A 15,177-nucleotide genomic window follows, 5' to 3' on the forward strand; every position below is an offset into this window, starting at 1 on the left:
ACGATGGCGGCGAAGTACATCACCATAGCGCGGGAAATTAAAAAACGCATTATCAGCCAGCAGTACGCCGCCAATGAACCACTTCCGGACCAGTTTGCGCTGGCGGCGGAGTTCAGCACCAGCCGGATGACCATCCAGCAGGCGATGCGCCAGCTGATTGTCGAAGGTCTGGTTTATACCCGTCAGGGGCAGGGCACCTTTATCCGCAAAAACTTCCTTCAGCTTTCCCAGTGGGATCTCTCCGGCAGCGACTATTTTGGTGCCACCAAAACCTGGGAACATCTGGGTACGGTCACGAGCCAGGTGGTGCATTTTGAACTGCGCTTCCCGAACGAGAAAGAGCAGGCGTCGCTGATGATTAATGCCGATGCGCCGGTCTATGATTTTATTCGCCTGCGTTTATTAAACGGTGAACCGATGTCGCTGGATTCAACGGTAATGCCGATGACCCTGGTGCCCGGCCTGACGAAAAGCCATCTTGACGGTTCGGTGTTTCAGTATGTTCAGGAGACGCTGGGGCTGAAAATTATGGGGTCATACAGGGTGGTGCGGGCGCTAAAACCCAATGCGCTGGACAGGCAACATCTGGTCTGCGAGGAAACCGATCCGGTGCTGGAGGTGGAGCAGGTCATTTATCTGGAAGATGGCACGCCGCTGGAATATGCCCACTGCCACTATCGGTACGACCACGGCGGGATAGTTATCGTGAATAACGGGTAAAAAAAAGCGGGCATCGAAGCCCGCTTTTTTAATGCTCGTTATTAGTTCAAACGCACCGGCATACCGGAGCGGTTCTGCACGGCCTGGTCAACGATGGTCGTTTCCACGTCAGGCTGAGAGGTCACCGCCTGCACCGCGCTGTTCAGCGTCACAGGGACGACTTCGTTGTTGTTGATCTGGTCTTCGCTGGTAGACAGCGGGTTGTGCACTTCAATGTAACGGCTACCGTCTGGCTCAGTGGTCGCTTTTACCGGTTCGTTAATGAACTGCACGCGCGTACCGACCGGCACGTTTTCGAACAGGAACTTGATGTCGTCGTTACGCAGACGCACGCAGCCGTGGCTTACGCGCAGGCCGATACCGAAGTTGGCGTTGGTGCCATGAATGGCGTACAGACGGCCAATGTACAGCGCGTACAGACCCATCGGGTTATCCGGGCCGGCTGGCACAACGGCTGGCAGCGGTTCGCCGGCAGCGATGTATTCTGCGTGCATTTTGGCGGTAGGGGTCCAGGTTGGGCCCGCTTTCTTACGCTCAACTTTGGTGGTCCAGTTCATTGGGGTGTCTTTACCCAGCTGGCCGATGCCGATTGGCAGCACGATAACGGTGTTGGTGCCTTTCGGGTAGTAATACAGACGCATTTCGGCGCTGTTAATGACGATACCTTCATGAACGGTATCCGGCAGGATCAGCTGCTGAGGAATATTCAGTACGGTACCCGCTTTTGGCAGATACGGGTCAACGCCCGGGTTTGCTTCCAGCATGTTAGACAGGCCCAGCTGGTACTGTGCGGCGAAATACTCCAGCGGCTGAGAGTTACCTTCTGGTACCGTCACCACCTGGTTTTCGCCCACCAGACGGCTTCCGTCTGTCGGCAGGGGATACGTCACCGCAGACGCGGTCTTACAAAAACCTACTACGGCTAACGCCGCCGCAAAAAGCGTTGTTAATTTCATGTTCATGTTGTGCGAGGTATCTAAGCCATTCAGGCGATGAGTTGATAAGTCTGAATCTATGATGGGAGCGCATTATATGTGCATTCCCGCTCGCAGGGAATTCAGATGTGTACGAAATCACATTTTTTTCGATTTTGTTAAAGTTTAGTGGATTGCCGCAACACGGGATCTCAATTCGGAATTGTGGCATAATGCCGTGTTTATCACACTTTTCGCAGGAATCTCCCCGTGTTAGTTACCAGCAACGTCACTATGCAGTTTGGCAGTAAGCCGCTGTTCGAAAACATTTCCGTCAAATTTGGCGGCGGCAACCGTTACGGCCTGATTGGTGCCAACGGTAGCGGAAAATCCACCTTTATGAAGATCCTCGGCGGCGACCTGGAGCCGACGCTTGGCAACGTGTCGCTCGATCCGAACGAGCGCATCGGTAAGCTGCGTCAGGATCAGTTCGCCTTCGAAGAGTTCACCGTGCTGGACACCGTGATCATGGGGCACGCGGAGCTGTGGGAAGTGAAGCAGGAGCGCGATCGCATTTACGCCCTGGCTGAAATGAGCGAAGAGGACGGCTACAAAGTGGCCGAACTGGAAACGCATTACGGCGAGATGGATGGCTATTCAGCTGAAGCGCGTGCGGGCGAGCTGCTGCTGGGCGTGGGCATTCCTGTTGAACAGCATTACGGCCCGATGAGTGAAGTCGCGCCAGGCTGGAAGCTGCGTGTCCTGCTGGCGCAGGCGCTGTTCTCTAACCCGGACATCCTGCTTCTCGACGAACCAACGAACAACCTGGACATCGACACCATCCGCTGGCTGGAGCAGACGCTGAACGACCGCGACAGCACCATGATCATCATTTCGCACGACCGTCACTTCCTGAACATGGTCTGTACGCACATGGCGGATCTGGACTACGGCGAGCTGCGCGTGTATCCGGGCAACTACGACGAATACATGACGGCTGCGACCCAGGCGCGTGAACGCCTGCTGGCCGACAACGCTAAGAAGAAAGCGCAGATTGCGGACCTGCAATCCTTTGTCAGCCGCTTCAGCGCGAACGCCTCTAAGTCTCGTCAGGCGACGTCCCGCGCCCGTCAGATCGACAAAATCAAGCTGGAAGAAGTCAAAGCCTCCAGCCGTCAGAACCCGTTCATCCGCTTCGAGCAGGACAAGAAACTGTTCCGTAACGCGCTGGAAGTGGAAGCCCTTACCAAAGGCTTCGATGAAGGTCCGCTGTTTAAAAACTTCAACCTGCTGCTGGAAGTGGGCGAGAAAATTGCCATTCTGGGGCCAACGGCGTGGGTAAATCCACCATGCTGAAAACCCTGGTTGGTGAACTGCAGCCGGACAACGGCACCGTGAAGTGGTCAGAAAACGCGCAGATTGGTTACTACGCGCAGGACCACGAATACGAGTTCGAAAACGACCTGACCGTCTTTGACTGGATGAGCCAGTGGAAGCAGGAAGGCGACGACGAGCAGGCAGTGCGTAGCATTCTGGGTCGTCTGCTGTTCAGTCAGGACGACATCAAAAAGCCGGCGAAAGTGCTGTCCGGTGGTGAAAAGGGCCGCATGCTGTTCGGCAAGCTGATGATGGAAAAACCCAATATCCTGGTAATGGACGAACCGACTAACCACCTGGATATGGAATCTATCGAATCGCTGAACATGGCGCTGGAGATGTATCAGGGCACGCTGATCTTCGTTTCTCACGACCGTGAATTCGTCAGCTCGCTGGCGACCCGCGTGATCGAAATTACGCCAGAGCGCGTGGTGGACTTCACCGGTAACTACGAAGATTACCTGCGCAGCAAAGGTATCGAGAGTTAAAAAAAGCCGGGTGGCGGCTTCGCCTTACCCGGCCTACGTTCCATTCCCTCTCCCTGTGGGAGAGGGGCAGGGTGAGGGCATCAGGCCGCACTACACCACCCAATCACACCTTTCTTCACCATTCACCAGCAGCTTACGTTTTTCCCCCGTAGGTAACGACACCTTCAGCGCGTTCCATGCCGGACGATAATCACCGCGTGCACTGATGTTCAGGTTGACGGTTGCTCCGTCGCACACCATTTCCCACGCCACCCACAGCGCATTGCCTTTCTGGTAGCCCCAGGACTCGCCGTCATCTTCAAACAGCAGGCCGGACGTGGTGCCGACGCCTTTCACCGGGAACAGCTTCAGCTCGCGGATATCGTCTTTTTCGGCGCTCACGTGACGGATGCGCTCGCTGAGCGGCAGACCGGCACCGGCGCGCACCAGCAGCGGCAGTTTCTCCAGCGGCGCGTCGAGGACGATCGCTTGTCCGCCAGCGAACCATTCGTGAGTGTAGAAATCGTACCAGCCGGTTTCGTTATCCGGCAGCCAGACGTGGCGTTTACGCTGCCCGGCCTCGACGACGCTGGCGACAAGGAGGTCGCGGCCCAGCAGGAAGTCATCGCACTCTTCGAAGGTCCGCGCGTCGTGCTCGTGGTCGAGGAAGGTCGGGCGCAGCATCGGTTCGTCGTCGGCGTGCGCCTGCCAGAGCAGGGTGTAGAGATAGGGCAGCAGACGGTAGCGCAGCTCAATCGCACCGCGAATAGCGGGGGTGACGCCCGGGTACATCCACGGCTCGTTGACCGTGTGGTCATCGTTCCACGAGTGAATGGTAAAGCGCGGATGCATCACGCCGTTTTGCACCCAGCGCACGAACAGTTCGGCGTCTGGCTTGTCGCCGGAGAAACCGCCGACGTCGTGGCCGACGTTGAACAGCCCGGAGAGGCTCATGCCCAGCCCCATGCGGATGTTATAGCGCAGGGTATCCCAGTGAGTGCGGTTATCGCCGCTCCAGGTCTGGACGTAGCGCTGCATCCCGGCGCAGCCGGAGCGGGAAATGAGATACGGACGTTTTTCCGGCGCGAAACGCTGCTGCGCTTCCAGCGAGGCGCGCATCATCAGCAGCGGCATCACCGGGCGAATGTGTTTGATGGCAATCTCTTTGCCGAAGCCAAAACAGCGTGCTTCCCCGTCCCATACTTCATATTCGTTGTTATCGTTCCAGGTCGAGTCTATCCCCATCTCCAGCAGCTGCGTGGTCACGCCGTTCTGCCACCACTGCACCGTCTGCGGGTTGGTGAAATCGAGATGTGATCCTTCGTCATCCCAGAAGCTGGAACGTTCAGGTGCATCAGTTTCTGAGTCGCGAATGAACAGGCCACGTTCCGCCACTTCGTTATAGCGGGGATGATCCTGCAGCAGACACGGCTTGATGTTGGCAGCCAGCTTTAACCCGGCATCGTGGAACGCCTGGCTCATTACCTTCGGCTGCGGCACTTTGTCATGGTTCCAGTTAAAGACGTAGCGCTTGCCGTTAATGGAGGTATAGCCGGAGGAGAGCTGGAACGAGTCGCATGGAATCGCGTGTTCTTCACACAGGCGGATAAAGTTCATCAGCTGGTTTTGCGCGTCCGGCGCGTCGGTATAGTGCATGGTCGAGCCGCTGTAGCCCAGGCTCCATTTCGGTCCGAACAGCGTTTTCCCGGTCAGGCGCACGAAGGCTTTGGTGACGTCCAGTACGCGCTTGCCGGTAAAGATGTAGTAATCGATATCGCCCGCTTCCGCCTGCCAGCGCCGATAGGCGGTGTGGTAGTTGTCGATCTCGTTGCCCAGATCCAGCCAGCAGCTGCTCAGGTTATCGTAGAACAGGCCGTAGCTCACGTCGTCGCGACGGGTAAGGGTGAATGGAATGTGCTTGTACAGCGGGTCGGTGCTGGCGGCGTTGTAGCCCATCGCATCCAGGTTGCGCATCTCGTAGCGTTTACCGTTGCGCTGTAGATCGCCCGCTTTCTCGCCCAGCCCGTAGAAACGTTCGTCCTTGCGACGGCTCAGATAGTGCGCCACGCCGTCACCGTGGGCGTTCAGCAGGTACGCACTGGTCGGACGGTCATTGACCAGCGGCTGCCACTCGCCCGCGTCATTGCGGTAGTGCCACTCCAGCCACAGGGGCTGGTGGACGGTCACCCGAAGCTGCTCCGTCGCCACCGTCACGGTATTTTCCTGCCGCGTCAGCGTCCAGGCCGGGCAGGTAAAGCCACTGACATCGTCACGACGGCGACCTTCCCACGGCACGTCTTGCGCCGGGGCGATGCTCCAGGTGCGGTCCAGCGCCAGTTCACCTTTGCGTTTGATCAGCACGCGGAACAGGTTCTCTTCCAGCACATACAGGCACAGGCGGTGCTGGTTATCCACCAGCAGTTCCAGATGGTTTGCCGACTGCGTATCAACGGTCCAGTTTTTCAGGGTTTTCATATGCAATACATCCACTATCAGGCGCGCTTGGCGCGACGTTCAGCAATAAATGCTACCAGGAAGACAGCGCCAATCAGGTCAAAGAAGCCCATGGCAATAAAGAGCGGGTTAAAGCCGATTTTGTCGGCGGTCACACCGATTAACAGCGAGAACAGGAAGCTGGCGATCCACGCCGCCGAGCCGCGCATGCCGTTGACGGTCGCCATCTGGCCCTTATCAAACGACTCCACGACCAGGGCGCTGAGCATGCAGGAGATAATCTGGTGCCCAAAGCCGCCGATGGAGATCAGCACGATGGTGATATACGGGTCGCGGGTAATGGCGACAATGCCCAGAGAAATCATCAGAAACGCGCCGGTGACGGAGCTGGCGACGACCGAGTTAACGCGGGAGCAGCCGAACAGGCGGGTGTACAATCGCGTCAGGTAGCCACTTGCCACGCTGCCGAGGTCAGCGGCGAGGAACGGAAGCCAGGCGAACATCGCAATCTGCTTCAGGTCCATGCCGTGTTCTTTGGCGAGATACAGCGGCACCCAGAAGCTCAACACCGCCCAGGCCGGTTCCGCCATAAAGGCCGGGATGGCGATACCGTAGAAACGTTTGTTTTTCGAGACGGTTTTCAGCGCGGTCAGGAACGGCAGTTTGACCGCAGGCGGTTCGTTATCCTGCTTGATAAATGCCAGCTCATCCTTGCTCAGGTTCGGGTGCTGCTCCGGGTTGTGGTAGAACGCCCACCAGAGGATCACCCACAGCAGCGCCAGCACGCCGGTAAACATAAACGCACCCTGCCAGCCAAACGACGCGTGAGCAAAGTAGATAATAGGCGGGGCCAGCATCGCACCGATGGAGAAGCCCACGCCCGCCCAACCGGCGGCAACAGGACGTTCCGATTTCGGGAACCATTCACCGATGGTTTTGGCGTTCGCCGGGGTTGCGGCGGCCTCAGACGCCCCCATAAAGAAGCGCAGGATAGCCAGGTGCAGCCAGCTTCCGGCCCCCGCGTGGAAGATACACATCAGCGCCCAGATCCCGGCGCAGACCATAAAGCCAATCTTCAGGCCGATGACGTCAATCAACCAGCCGCACAGGGGCTGGAAAATGGTGTAGGCGATCTGGAATGCGCCGACGATCCAGGAGTATTGCTCGGTGGTGATCCCGAGGCTCTCTTTCAGTTCCGGCGCGAGGATCCCCAATGAGTTTCGGGTGATGTAGTTAACGGTGACGCCCAGTAAAAACAGCACCAGCACGTACCAGCGCAGGTTCTTGATGACGCGACGAGTTTTGCTTGTCGCAACGGTGTTATTGATGTCCTGACTCATTTTACTCTCCATAAGACGGACGCTAAGGGGACGGAGGTTCAGGTGTCACACAGATTGTTATGCCTTTGATTTCTATCCGTTTAGAATGCTTAAGTTGCTATACAACTAGTATGGAAGTTGTGTGACAAGTTCACCTTAAGGGAGAAAATGAGTGGGCAATAGTGGATTTTGTGCAAAGTTTCTCATAACGGGCGCAAACCCTCTGGCATGATGGCCGTTATGCCCTTTATTACCTGACGGATACGCTATGAAAATTTTTTCATTTCGCAAATGGAGCCAGATCACAAAATGGACAAAAGGCTAAAAATCACCGAAATCGCGGCCCGTACGCAACTCTCTATCAGTACCGTTTCCCGCGTGCTGGCGGGCAAAGCGAACACCAGCGAAAAAGCGCGAGCAAAGGTGCTGGCGTGCGCACGGGAGCTGGGGGTGATGGATGGCATGGCGGCGGGGCGTCTGCTGCTTAACAGCCTGGTGGTCTTTGCTCCCCAGCGAGCCTTTGACGAGCGGTCCGACATCTTTTACTACCGCGTGATCCAGAGCGTCAGCAAAGGGCTGGCTTCGCACGAGGTTCGGCTACGCTACTGTGCGCTGGAGGAGAACGACAGCGACGCACAGCTTTTTCTGGCACGCATGAACGAGCCGGATACCCAGGCAGCCATTCTGCTCGGTATTGACGATCCGCATATCCACGATCTGGCGGTGGACGTGGGAAAACCCTGCATGCTAATTAACTGCCGTGACCGCCACATGCGTCTGCCTGCCGTAGCGCCGGACCATCGCGCCATTGGCGAGCGGGCGGCGGAATACCTGTTCGAAATGGGACACCGCGACGTGATGAACGTGCTGTGCCTGCGCCGTTACACCATGGAGCTGCGCCTGGCAGGGATCCGCGACGCGTGGCACGCCCATAACCTGACGTTCAGCGACAAGCGCGATCTGCTGGTGGTGCCGAGCTTTAGCGCGCGCGAAACGGAACAGCTGGTTAGCGAGTGGCTTAACCAGCAGAAGGGAAAAGATCTGCCCACCGCGTTTTTGGTCGGCGGCGACTTTATGGCGGCGGGCACCATCAGCGCTTTGCAGAAACAGGGATTGCGGGTACCGCAGGACGTTTCCGTCATGAGCATCGACGGCTTTAATCTGGCGGCGATTCAGGATGTGCCCCTGACGGCAGTGCATGTCCCGCGTGATGAACTGGGAACGGAAGCGGTACATATGCTCCAGCAGCGGCTGATGCGCCCTGACGCGCCGGTGGGAACCTTGCTGCTGAACGGCACGCTGACCGTGCGGGAATCGGTACGGCGGATACGTCAGGGGAAACGACGTACCGCCGTTGAGCGGGAAGGGCTGTACGACAGTTAAACCATACCCAGCGCGCGCTTGCCGTGGATGTTGAGATCGTTCACGGTAAAGCGGTCCTGCCAGCTTTTTTCATAATCTTCACGCGGGAAATCTCCCGGTGACGCACCGGTTTCCAGCGCTTCCTTCACCTTTTTCGCGTAGTCGAGGTTCTTCTCGCACATCGGCGCGGCAGGGATGTACATCACGTTGCCCCAGCCCTGCTGATTTTCCACCGGAGCGACGGAGTGGATCACATCGCAGTGCCACCACACGGAATCCCCTGCGTCCAGCGCCGGTATGCTGGTTAATGCTTCGATGAGCAGCGGGTGCCATTTTTCCGAAATCGGCAGCACGCGGCCCGGCGCGACGCCGCAGAGTTCATCTTCCGGCACGTCGTCCAGCAGCGGACGCAGCAGAATGTACGCCATCGCTTCCGGGATGGGCACCACGTGCAGCAGTCCCTGGCCCGGGATCATGTCCGACAGCGCCGTCCAGCCCTGGAAAGTACGGAACACCGAACACTTGGTGGTGTTATCCACGGTGTACTCTTCCACTTCGGTGCGGTGCGCGGCGTTCCACGGATCGTACTTATCAATATTGCCGTCAAACACGCGGGCAAACACCTGCTGATAGGCAGGCAGCAGCCAGCGCTCCAGCGCGCCGGAATCGGTGTGCGCGCTCAGCCCTTTAGAGGTGGTGCCCGGTGGGCGGCGGCGAATACGATCCGGATAAATCACGCTGACATCCGGGTCGAACCACTGCTTGCCGTTGCTCTCGAATGTCCATAAACGGTTCAGGAACGACTGCACCTGCGCCATCTCTTCGCTCTGACGCGCCTGCATTTGCGCCTGCGACCAGTAGATCGGGTAAATCTCCGGACGAGAGGCGGTTAAGGTGCCGAAGAAGTTATCGCCCGGCCCTTTATACACCTCGTCAAACTTATTGAGATCGAGATAGTCGAGCATCGACTGATCCCACGCCAGCGCCTGTTCGCGCGGAAAATGACCTTTGATCACCGCGCAGCCCCGACGCTTAACCGCCTCGCGCTGTTCAGCGGTGATTGTGCCGTTTTTCACATCCGCGAACGGGATCGTCGGCCAGACGGGTTGGCCTTTATTCTTGAGGGCGTTGATCTCTGCCACGCGGGTGGCAATGTTGTCGCTGAGCTTGTCGAACACCGCCTGAACATCACCGATCTGGGCGCGTAGCTCGCGCTTCATCTGACGAATTGCCGCTTTGTGGTCCGCTGGCAAAGTTTCACTGGTAAAGGTCATAACTGCCTCGCATCTTTCATTCGAAAGTAAAAATATCTACAAGTGATACTTTAAGTTAAAAATAAGTTAATGCAAGTTTAAAAACTTGACGCAAGCCACAGGACGGAAAAAGAGTGAGAGGCCGGAGCGGGGCTCCGGCGGGAGAGAGATTAGGCGTCGAACGGGGAATGGTTATCGAGCACGGCCTGAATGACGTTCAGCGCGCCCTGATGGTTGTTGTCGTCGGTGCTGTAGCGGGCGATCTGTTTGATGCTTTCTGCCGCGTTGTTCATCGCAAATGAGTATTTCACCAGCTTCAGCATCTCCGCGTCATTGCCGCTGTCGCCAATGGCCACGCACTGCTGCGGGGAGAGCTCCCAGCGCTTCAGCAGGCGGCTGATGCCGTTGGCTTTATGCAGGCCAGGAATGATCAAGTCCACAAACCCAAAACCGCTGGTGACCGGTTTCATAATGCCGTCGAGAGAAACATGCAGCGCGTCGATCAGGTTCGGGATATCGCTGTCGGGCAGGTTCAGTGAGAACTTGAACAGCACATCGTCAATCTCGTGATAATCGCTGACGCGCGTTAAGCGATGGTAGTGCTTAGACATCAGCGCCACAAATTCGTCCGGGGCTTTATCGCTGACGTAAGCGCTCTCCAGTCCGCAGGCCACGAAGTTCAGCGCGTTATCTTTCAGCAGTTCGCCAATGACGATCTGCGACTCATGGCGAGTCAGTTCGCCGTGGAAAACGTGTTCCCCGTGATCGAACACCAGCGCGCCGTTTTCCGCCACGAAGGAGATTCGATCTTTAAGCTCAGGGAAGAAAGAGATGAGCTGATAATACTGATTGCCGCTGGCGACAACGAATTCAATGCCGCGGGCGTTAAGCTGCTCAAACTGTGCCTGGAAGCGGTCACGATCGTACTGCTTGGCATCATCAAGGAAAGTTCCGTCCATATCGGTGACGATAACTTTTACGGTCATACTGTGCTCCTGGGTCACTGCGTTTTGAAACATTCTAATAACAAGGTGACGGGGAGCACAAATTTAATTTCGAATGAAAGTCAGAAGGCCGGGTGGCGGCTTCGCCTTACCCGGCCTACGGGGGGGACAATGTAGGCCCGGTAAGCGCAGCGCCACCGGGCGTTTTTTTACAGCGTATGCTCGGTACGCGCAATAATATCGTCCTGCGCATCCGGCGACAGGGCGGTGAAGAACGCCGAGTAGCCCGCCACGCGTACCACTAAATCGCGGTACTGGTCAGGGTGTTTCTTCGCTTCCAGCAGCGTTTCGCGCGAGACGATGTTGTACTGAATATGCCAGCCTTTATGCACCTCGAAGAAAGTGCGCAGCAGCACCATCAGCTTCTGGCGATCGCTGTCGTTTTCCAGCGTCGACGGGTTCAGCTTCTGGTTCAGCAGCACGCCGCCCAGAATCGCCTCGGTAGGGAGTTTACCCACGGAGCCGATGACCGCCGTCGGGCCGAGGTGGTCGGTACCGGACGCCGGGCTTGCCCCTTCCGCCAGCGGGGTATGCGCCTTACGTCCGTCCGGAGTCGCCATCGTTGCCGCGCCAAACGGCACGTTTGCGGAAATGGAGGAGGTGCCCGCGTAGTAGTTACCGCCAATCGGACCACGACCATAGCGCGGGTTGTGGTACTGCTTCAGCTCTTCAATGTAGGTCTGGTAAGCACGCGTCAGCAGCATATCCACGCTGTCGTCGTCGTTACCGTACTTCGGTGCGCCGTTAATCAGACGCTGACGCAGCTGCTCGTGGGTCAGCCCGTCGAAATCATCCGCCAGCGCTGCCGCCAGCTGCTGTTGACCGATGACGCCCTGTTCAAACACCAGCTTCTTCACCGCCGCCAGACTGTTGCCGAGGTTGGCGATACCCACCTGCAGGCCGGAAACCCAGTCATACTTCGCGCCGCCCTGCTTGATGCTTTTCGCGCGTTCGATGCAGTCGTCCACCAGCGCCGAGCAGAGAATATCGTGCACGTTCTCTTCCAGCATGGTGTCCACCACGTACTCAATTTCGATGGATTTGCGGGTGTAGTAGCGAATCTGCATATCCCACGCCGCCATCACCTCCTCGAAGTTATCGAAGTTACCGGCAGAGAGCGCTTTTTCCTGCGGCAGGAATACCTTACCGCTGGTGGCGTCGCGGCCGCCTTCCAGCGCGGCGAGCATCACGCGGGCAAAGTTGATAAAGCTCATGCCGGTGCAGCGATAGCCCCACTTGCCGCCCACGGCGGTTTCGATACAGCCGATGGCCGCGTAGTCATAGGCGTCATCATGTTCAACGCCGAGCTTGATAAATTCCGGGATAACGATTTCATCGTTGTTGAACGCTGGCATCCCGAAGCCGCAGCGGATCACCTGTACGCAGGCGTCAAGGAAGTCGTTGCTCATGCCTGCGTGGTAACGCACGCTCAGGTTCGGCTGAGTGGAGCGCAGGCGACCGCAGGATTCCAGAATCGCGTAGGAGAGCGGGTTGACCGCGTCCATTGGCTCACCGTTGACCAGCTTCTGGCCGCCGATGGTGACGTTCTGGTACAGCGGGCTACCAGCAGAGGCCTTAGAGTGCGAGCCGGAGCGGATCTTGTTCACTTCCAGCAGCTTCAGCCAGCAGCTGTGCAGCAGCTCAATCGCGTGTTCGCGGTCGAGACTCTGGTTCAGCTCCACGTCGCGGCGGTAGAACGGATAGAGATACTGGTCCATACGGGCAAACGACACGGAGTGACCGTTAGACTCAATCTGCAGGATCAGCTGAATGAAATAGCACAGCTGCAAAGCCTGCCAGAAGGTTTTTGGCGGCTCGTGGGCAATCACGTCGCAGTTTTCCGCCATCGCCAGCAGCTCGTCGCGGCGGCTTTCGCGGGTTTCCGTGGCCGCCATTTCGCGTGCCAGAGCGGCAAAACGTTTGATGTGCAGGCTCACCGCGTCCAGCACGATATCGATCGCTTTCAGGAACTGGTCGCCGTGCAGATCGTCCAGCACCGTCAGGTTGATACGCGAGCGGCGCTCGGCGACTTTAGCGCGCAGGCCGTCGAGACCTTTCTCCAGCACCAGCGGGAAGTTCACCGCCAGGTGCGCGTCGCCGGAGGTCATGTTGCCTTCGGCTTTGATAATACCGGTTTCCAGCAGGCCTTTTTGCTCGTCGGTGAACATGCCGTAGCAGCGATCCTGCACCGTCTGGCCGCGCCACCAAGGGCAGATCGCATGCAGGACGCGCTTGTTCTCTTCGCTCACCGCAAAGCCCGCGCCCGGACGGTCCGCCAGATCGTCGATCTCTTTTTCAATCCAGGAGACGGTGTATTCCGGGAAGATCGGTGCGGCGCGAACTTCGCTTGCCTGGTTACCGATAATCAGCTCGTCGTGTTTGATCCAGATGGTACGCTCAGCCAGATGATGCGCCAGCGCCAGGGCGCGACGCACCGGGATCGGCTTGTCCATGTGCTGCTGGTACATTTCGGTGTAATGCTGCGCGCGCTCGGTACAGACCGGCGGCTTAACGATATGGACCAGCGCTGTTTTGTGCGCCTTGATGCGCTCGCTGAGGGTGTTGAGATTTAAGGTCGTCATAGATTTATCCTCGTAAGGTCGCGGTTAACCCTTTCTGGCAGGCGTACTGCTGCGCGAAGTCCAGCAGGGCAGGGTTATCCAGCGGTTTGTCAGGGGCAGAGTAGGGTTGGCCAAGCAGGGTGTATTTGTTCATGCCCAGCGTGTGATACGGCAGAAAATGAATATCATCGACGCCAAGTTCATCGGCGGCGAAGTTGGTAATGGCGGTTACGGACGCTTCATCGGCATTGAAGCCCTGAATCAGCGGTACGCGAATGGTGATTTTTTTCCCGGCAGCGGCAAGGCGCTTCAGGTTATCGAGGATCCGTTTGGCCGAGCCGTCCGTCCACTGTTTGAACACCTCAGGATCGACGTGTTTCAGGTCGGCGAGGAACAGATCGACGTACGGTAATGAAGGCTCGATATAGTGCCACGGCACGTGAAGACAGGTTTCAACGGCGGTGTGGATCCCCTGTTCGTGGCTGGCTTTAAACAGCGCGTGCGCCAGCTCCGGGTTCATAAACGGCTCGCCGCCGGAAAGCGTAATACCGCCGCCGCTGCGGTCGTAAAAGGGCTTATCGCGCAGCACGGTCGCCATGATTTCGCCCACCTGCTGTTCTTCACCACATACGGTCAGCGCCTGCGTCGGGCAGCAGTCGGTGAGGGCATTGAGCGTTTCTTCACGCAATTTTTCACGGTGGATGACGAGACCATTCAGCGCGCGTTCGATACAGCCCGGCGCCGCCTGCTGACACAGGTCGCAGCCGTCAAGGCACAGGCGCGCATCAAACAGCACGTCCCGGCTACGGGAACGGCTTTCCGGGTTCTGGCACCAGCGACAGCCCAGCGAGCAGCCTTTCAGGAAAACCACGGTACGAATACCGGGGCCATCGTGGGTGGAGTAACGCTGAATATTGAAGATCATGTTTTTACCCTCAGGTTGCATATGAAGATTAAATGACTTTCGAATGAAAGTTATCTTGATGCAGGTCAACTCCTGAGCAGGTTTTCCTGTGATAGGTTAAGTGCAGGCTAATTTTGAGGGTGACATCATGGAACTTTATCTCGACACATCAGACGTTGCGGCAGTCAAAAAGCTGGCGCGTATCTTCCCGCTGGCGGGCGTGACCACCAACCCAAGCATTGTGGCGGCAGGTAAAACGCCGCTGGATGAGCTTCTGCCCGCGCTGCACGACGCGATGGGCGGTAAAGGCCGTCTGTTCGCGCAGGTGATGGCGACGACCGCTGAAGGTATGGTGGAAGACGCGCGTAAGCTGCGCGCGATGATTAACGACCTGGTGGTGAAAGTGCCGGTAACTGCCGAAGGGCTGGCAGCCATCAAGATGCTGAAAGCGGAAGGCATTCCGACGCTGGGCACGGCGGTGTACGGCGCGGCCCAGGGTATGCTCTGCGCGCTGGCAGGAGCAGAGTATGTCGCGCCATATGTGAACCGCGTGGACGCGCAGGGCGGGGACGGTATCCAGACCATGGTTGAGCTGCAACAGCTGCTGACGCTGCACGCCCCGCAATCAAAAGTGCTGGCCGCGAGCTTTAAAACCCCACGTCAGGCACTGGACTGCCTGCTGGCAGGATGCGAGTCCATCACGCTGCCGCTGGACGTGGCTCAGCAGTTTATTACCTCTCCTGCGGTAGACGCAGCGATTGTGAAGTTTGAGCAGGACTGGCAGGGGGCGTTTGGTCGGACGTCGATCTGACGGGTGCGGCCTGATGCCCTCACCCCAACCC

The 15,177-nt window shown here is 57.7% G+C and carries 10 protein-coding genes and 1 pseudogene; 4 read left to right on the forward strand and 7 right to left on the reverse strand.

The window, feature by feature from the left end:
* Positions 1-3: 3 nt before the first annotated feature.
* Positions 4-720: a GntR family transcriptional regulator gene (locus G0034_RS06900; protein WP_014883118.1), complete on the forward strand. Its 717-nt coding sequence runs from the start codon at positions 4-6 to the stop codon at positions 718-720.
* Between the two features lie 41 nt (positions 721-761).
* Here the strand turns inward: G0034_RS06900 and ldtB are convergent, their stop codons facing one another.
* Positions 762-1,682: a L,D-transpeptidase gene (ldtB, locus tag G0034_RS06905; protein WP_014883119.1), complete on the reverse strand. Its 921-nt coding sequence runs from the start codon at positions 1,680-1,682 to the stop codon at positions 762-764.
* Between the two features lie 222 nt (positions 1,683-1,904).
* Here ldtB and G0034_RS06910 point away from each other — a divergent pair.
* Positions 1,905-3,499, forward strand: a pseudogene (locus G0034_RS06910) (ABC-F family ATPase).
* A gap of 90 nt (positions 3,500-3,589) precedes the next feature.
* Here the strand turns inward: G0034_RS06910 and G0034_RS06915 are convergent.
* Together G0034_RS06915 and G0034_RS06920 are read right to left on the reverse strand one after the other, a co-directional pair.
* Positions 3,590-5,953, reverse strand: coding sequence for a glycoside hydrolase family 31 protein (locus G0034_RS06915; protein ID WP_179120651.1), 2,364 nt, complete (start codon positions 5,951-5,953; stop codon positions 3,590-3,592).
* A 17-nt stretch (positions 5,954-5,970) separates the two neighbouring features.
* Positions 5,971-7,272, reverse strand: coding sequence for an MFS transporter (locus G0034_RS06920; RefSeq protein ID WP_014883122.1), 1,302 nt, complete (start codon positions 7,270-7,272; stop codon positions 5,971-5,973).
* A gap of 288 nt (positions 7,273-7,560) precedes the next feature.
* Here G0034_RS06920 and G0034_RS06925 point away from each other — a divergent pair, with 288 nt between their 5' ends.
* Positions 7,561-8,634 (forward strand): LacI family DNA-binding transcriptional regulator, encoded by a 1,074-nt coding sequence (locus G0034_RS06925; RefSeq protein WP_023332477.1) that lies wholly within the window; start codon positions 7,561-7,563, stop codon positions 8,632-8,634.
* Here G0034_RS06925 and G0034_RS06930 read toward each other — a convergent pair.
* From G0034_RS06930 to G0034_RS06945, 4 genes are all read right to left on the reverse strand, one after another.
* On the reverse strand, positions 8,631-9,887 hold the full coding sequence (locus G0034_RS06930; protein ID WP_179120652.1) for a DUF1479 domain-containing protein: 1,257 nt from the start codon (positions 9,885-9,887) through the stop codon (positions 8,631-8,633). The genes G0034_RS06925 and G0034_RS06930 overlap by 4 nt on opposite strands.
* Before the next feature lie 149 nt (positions 9,888-10,036).
* Complete coding sequence (locus tag G0034_RS06935) at positions 10,037-10,852, reverse strand: Cof-type HAD-IIB family hydrolase (RefSeq protein ID WP_032637121.1); 816 nt, start codon at positions 10,850-10,852, stop codon at positions 10,037-10,039.
* A 167-nt stretch (positions 10,853-11,019) separates the two neighbouring features.
* Positions 11,020-13,452, reverse strand: a complete 2,433-nt coding sequence (locus G0034_RS06940) for a formate C-acetyltransferase/glycerol dehydratase family glycyl radical enzyme (RefSeq protein WP_179120653.1) — start codon at positions 13,450-13,452, stop codon at positions 11,020-11,022.
* Between the two features lie 4 nt (positions 13,453-13,456).
* On the reverse strand, positions 13,457-14,356 hold the full coding sequence (locus tag G0034_RS06945; protein ID WP_014883127.1) for a glycyl-radical enzyme activating protein: 900 nt from the start codon (positions 14,354-14,356) through the stop codon (positions 13,457-13,459).
* A gap of 127 nt (positions 14,357-14,483) precedes the next feature.
* On the opposite strand from G0034_RS06945, the gene fsa reads away from it, so the two are divergent.
* Positions 14,484-15,146, forward strand: a complete 663-nt coding sequence (gene fsa / locus G0034_RS06950) for a fructose-6-phosphate aldolase (RefSeq protein ID WP_179120654.1) — start codon at positions 14,484-14,486, stop codon at positions 15,144-15,146.
* Positions 15,147-15,177: the final 31 nt, after the last annotated feature.

It is taken from the genome of Enterobacter sp. T2 (assembly GCF_010692925.1).
Lineage (GTDB): Bacteria > Pseudomonadota > Gammaproteobacteria > Enterobacterales > Enterobacteriaceae > Enterobacter > Enterobacter kobei.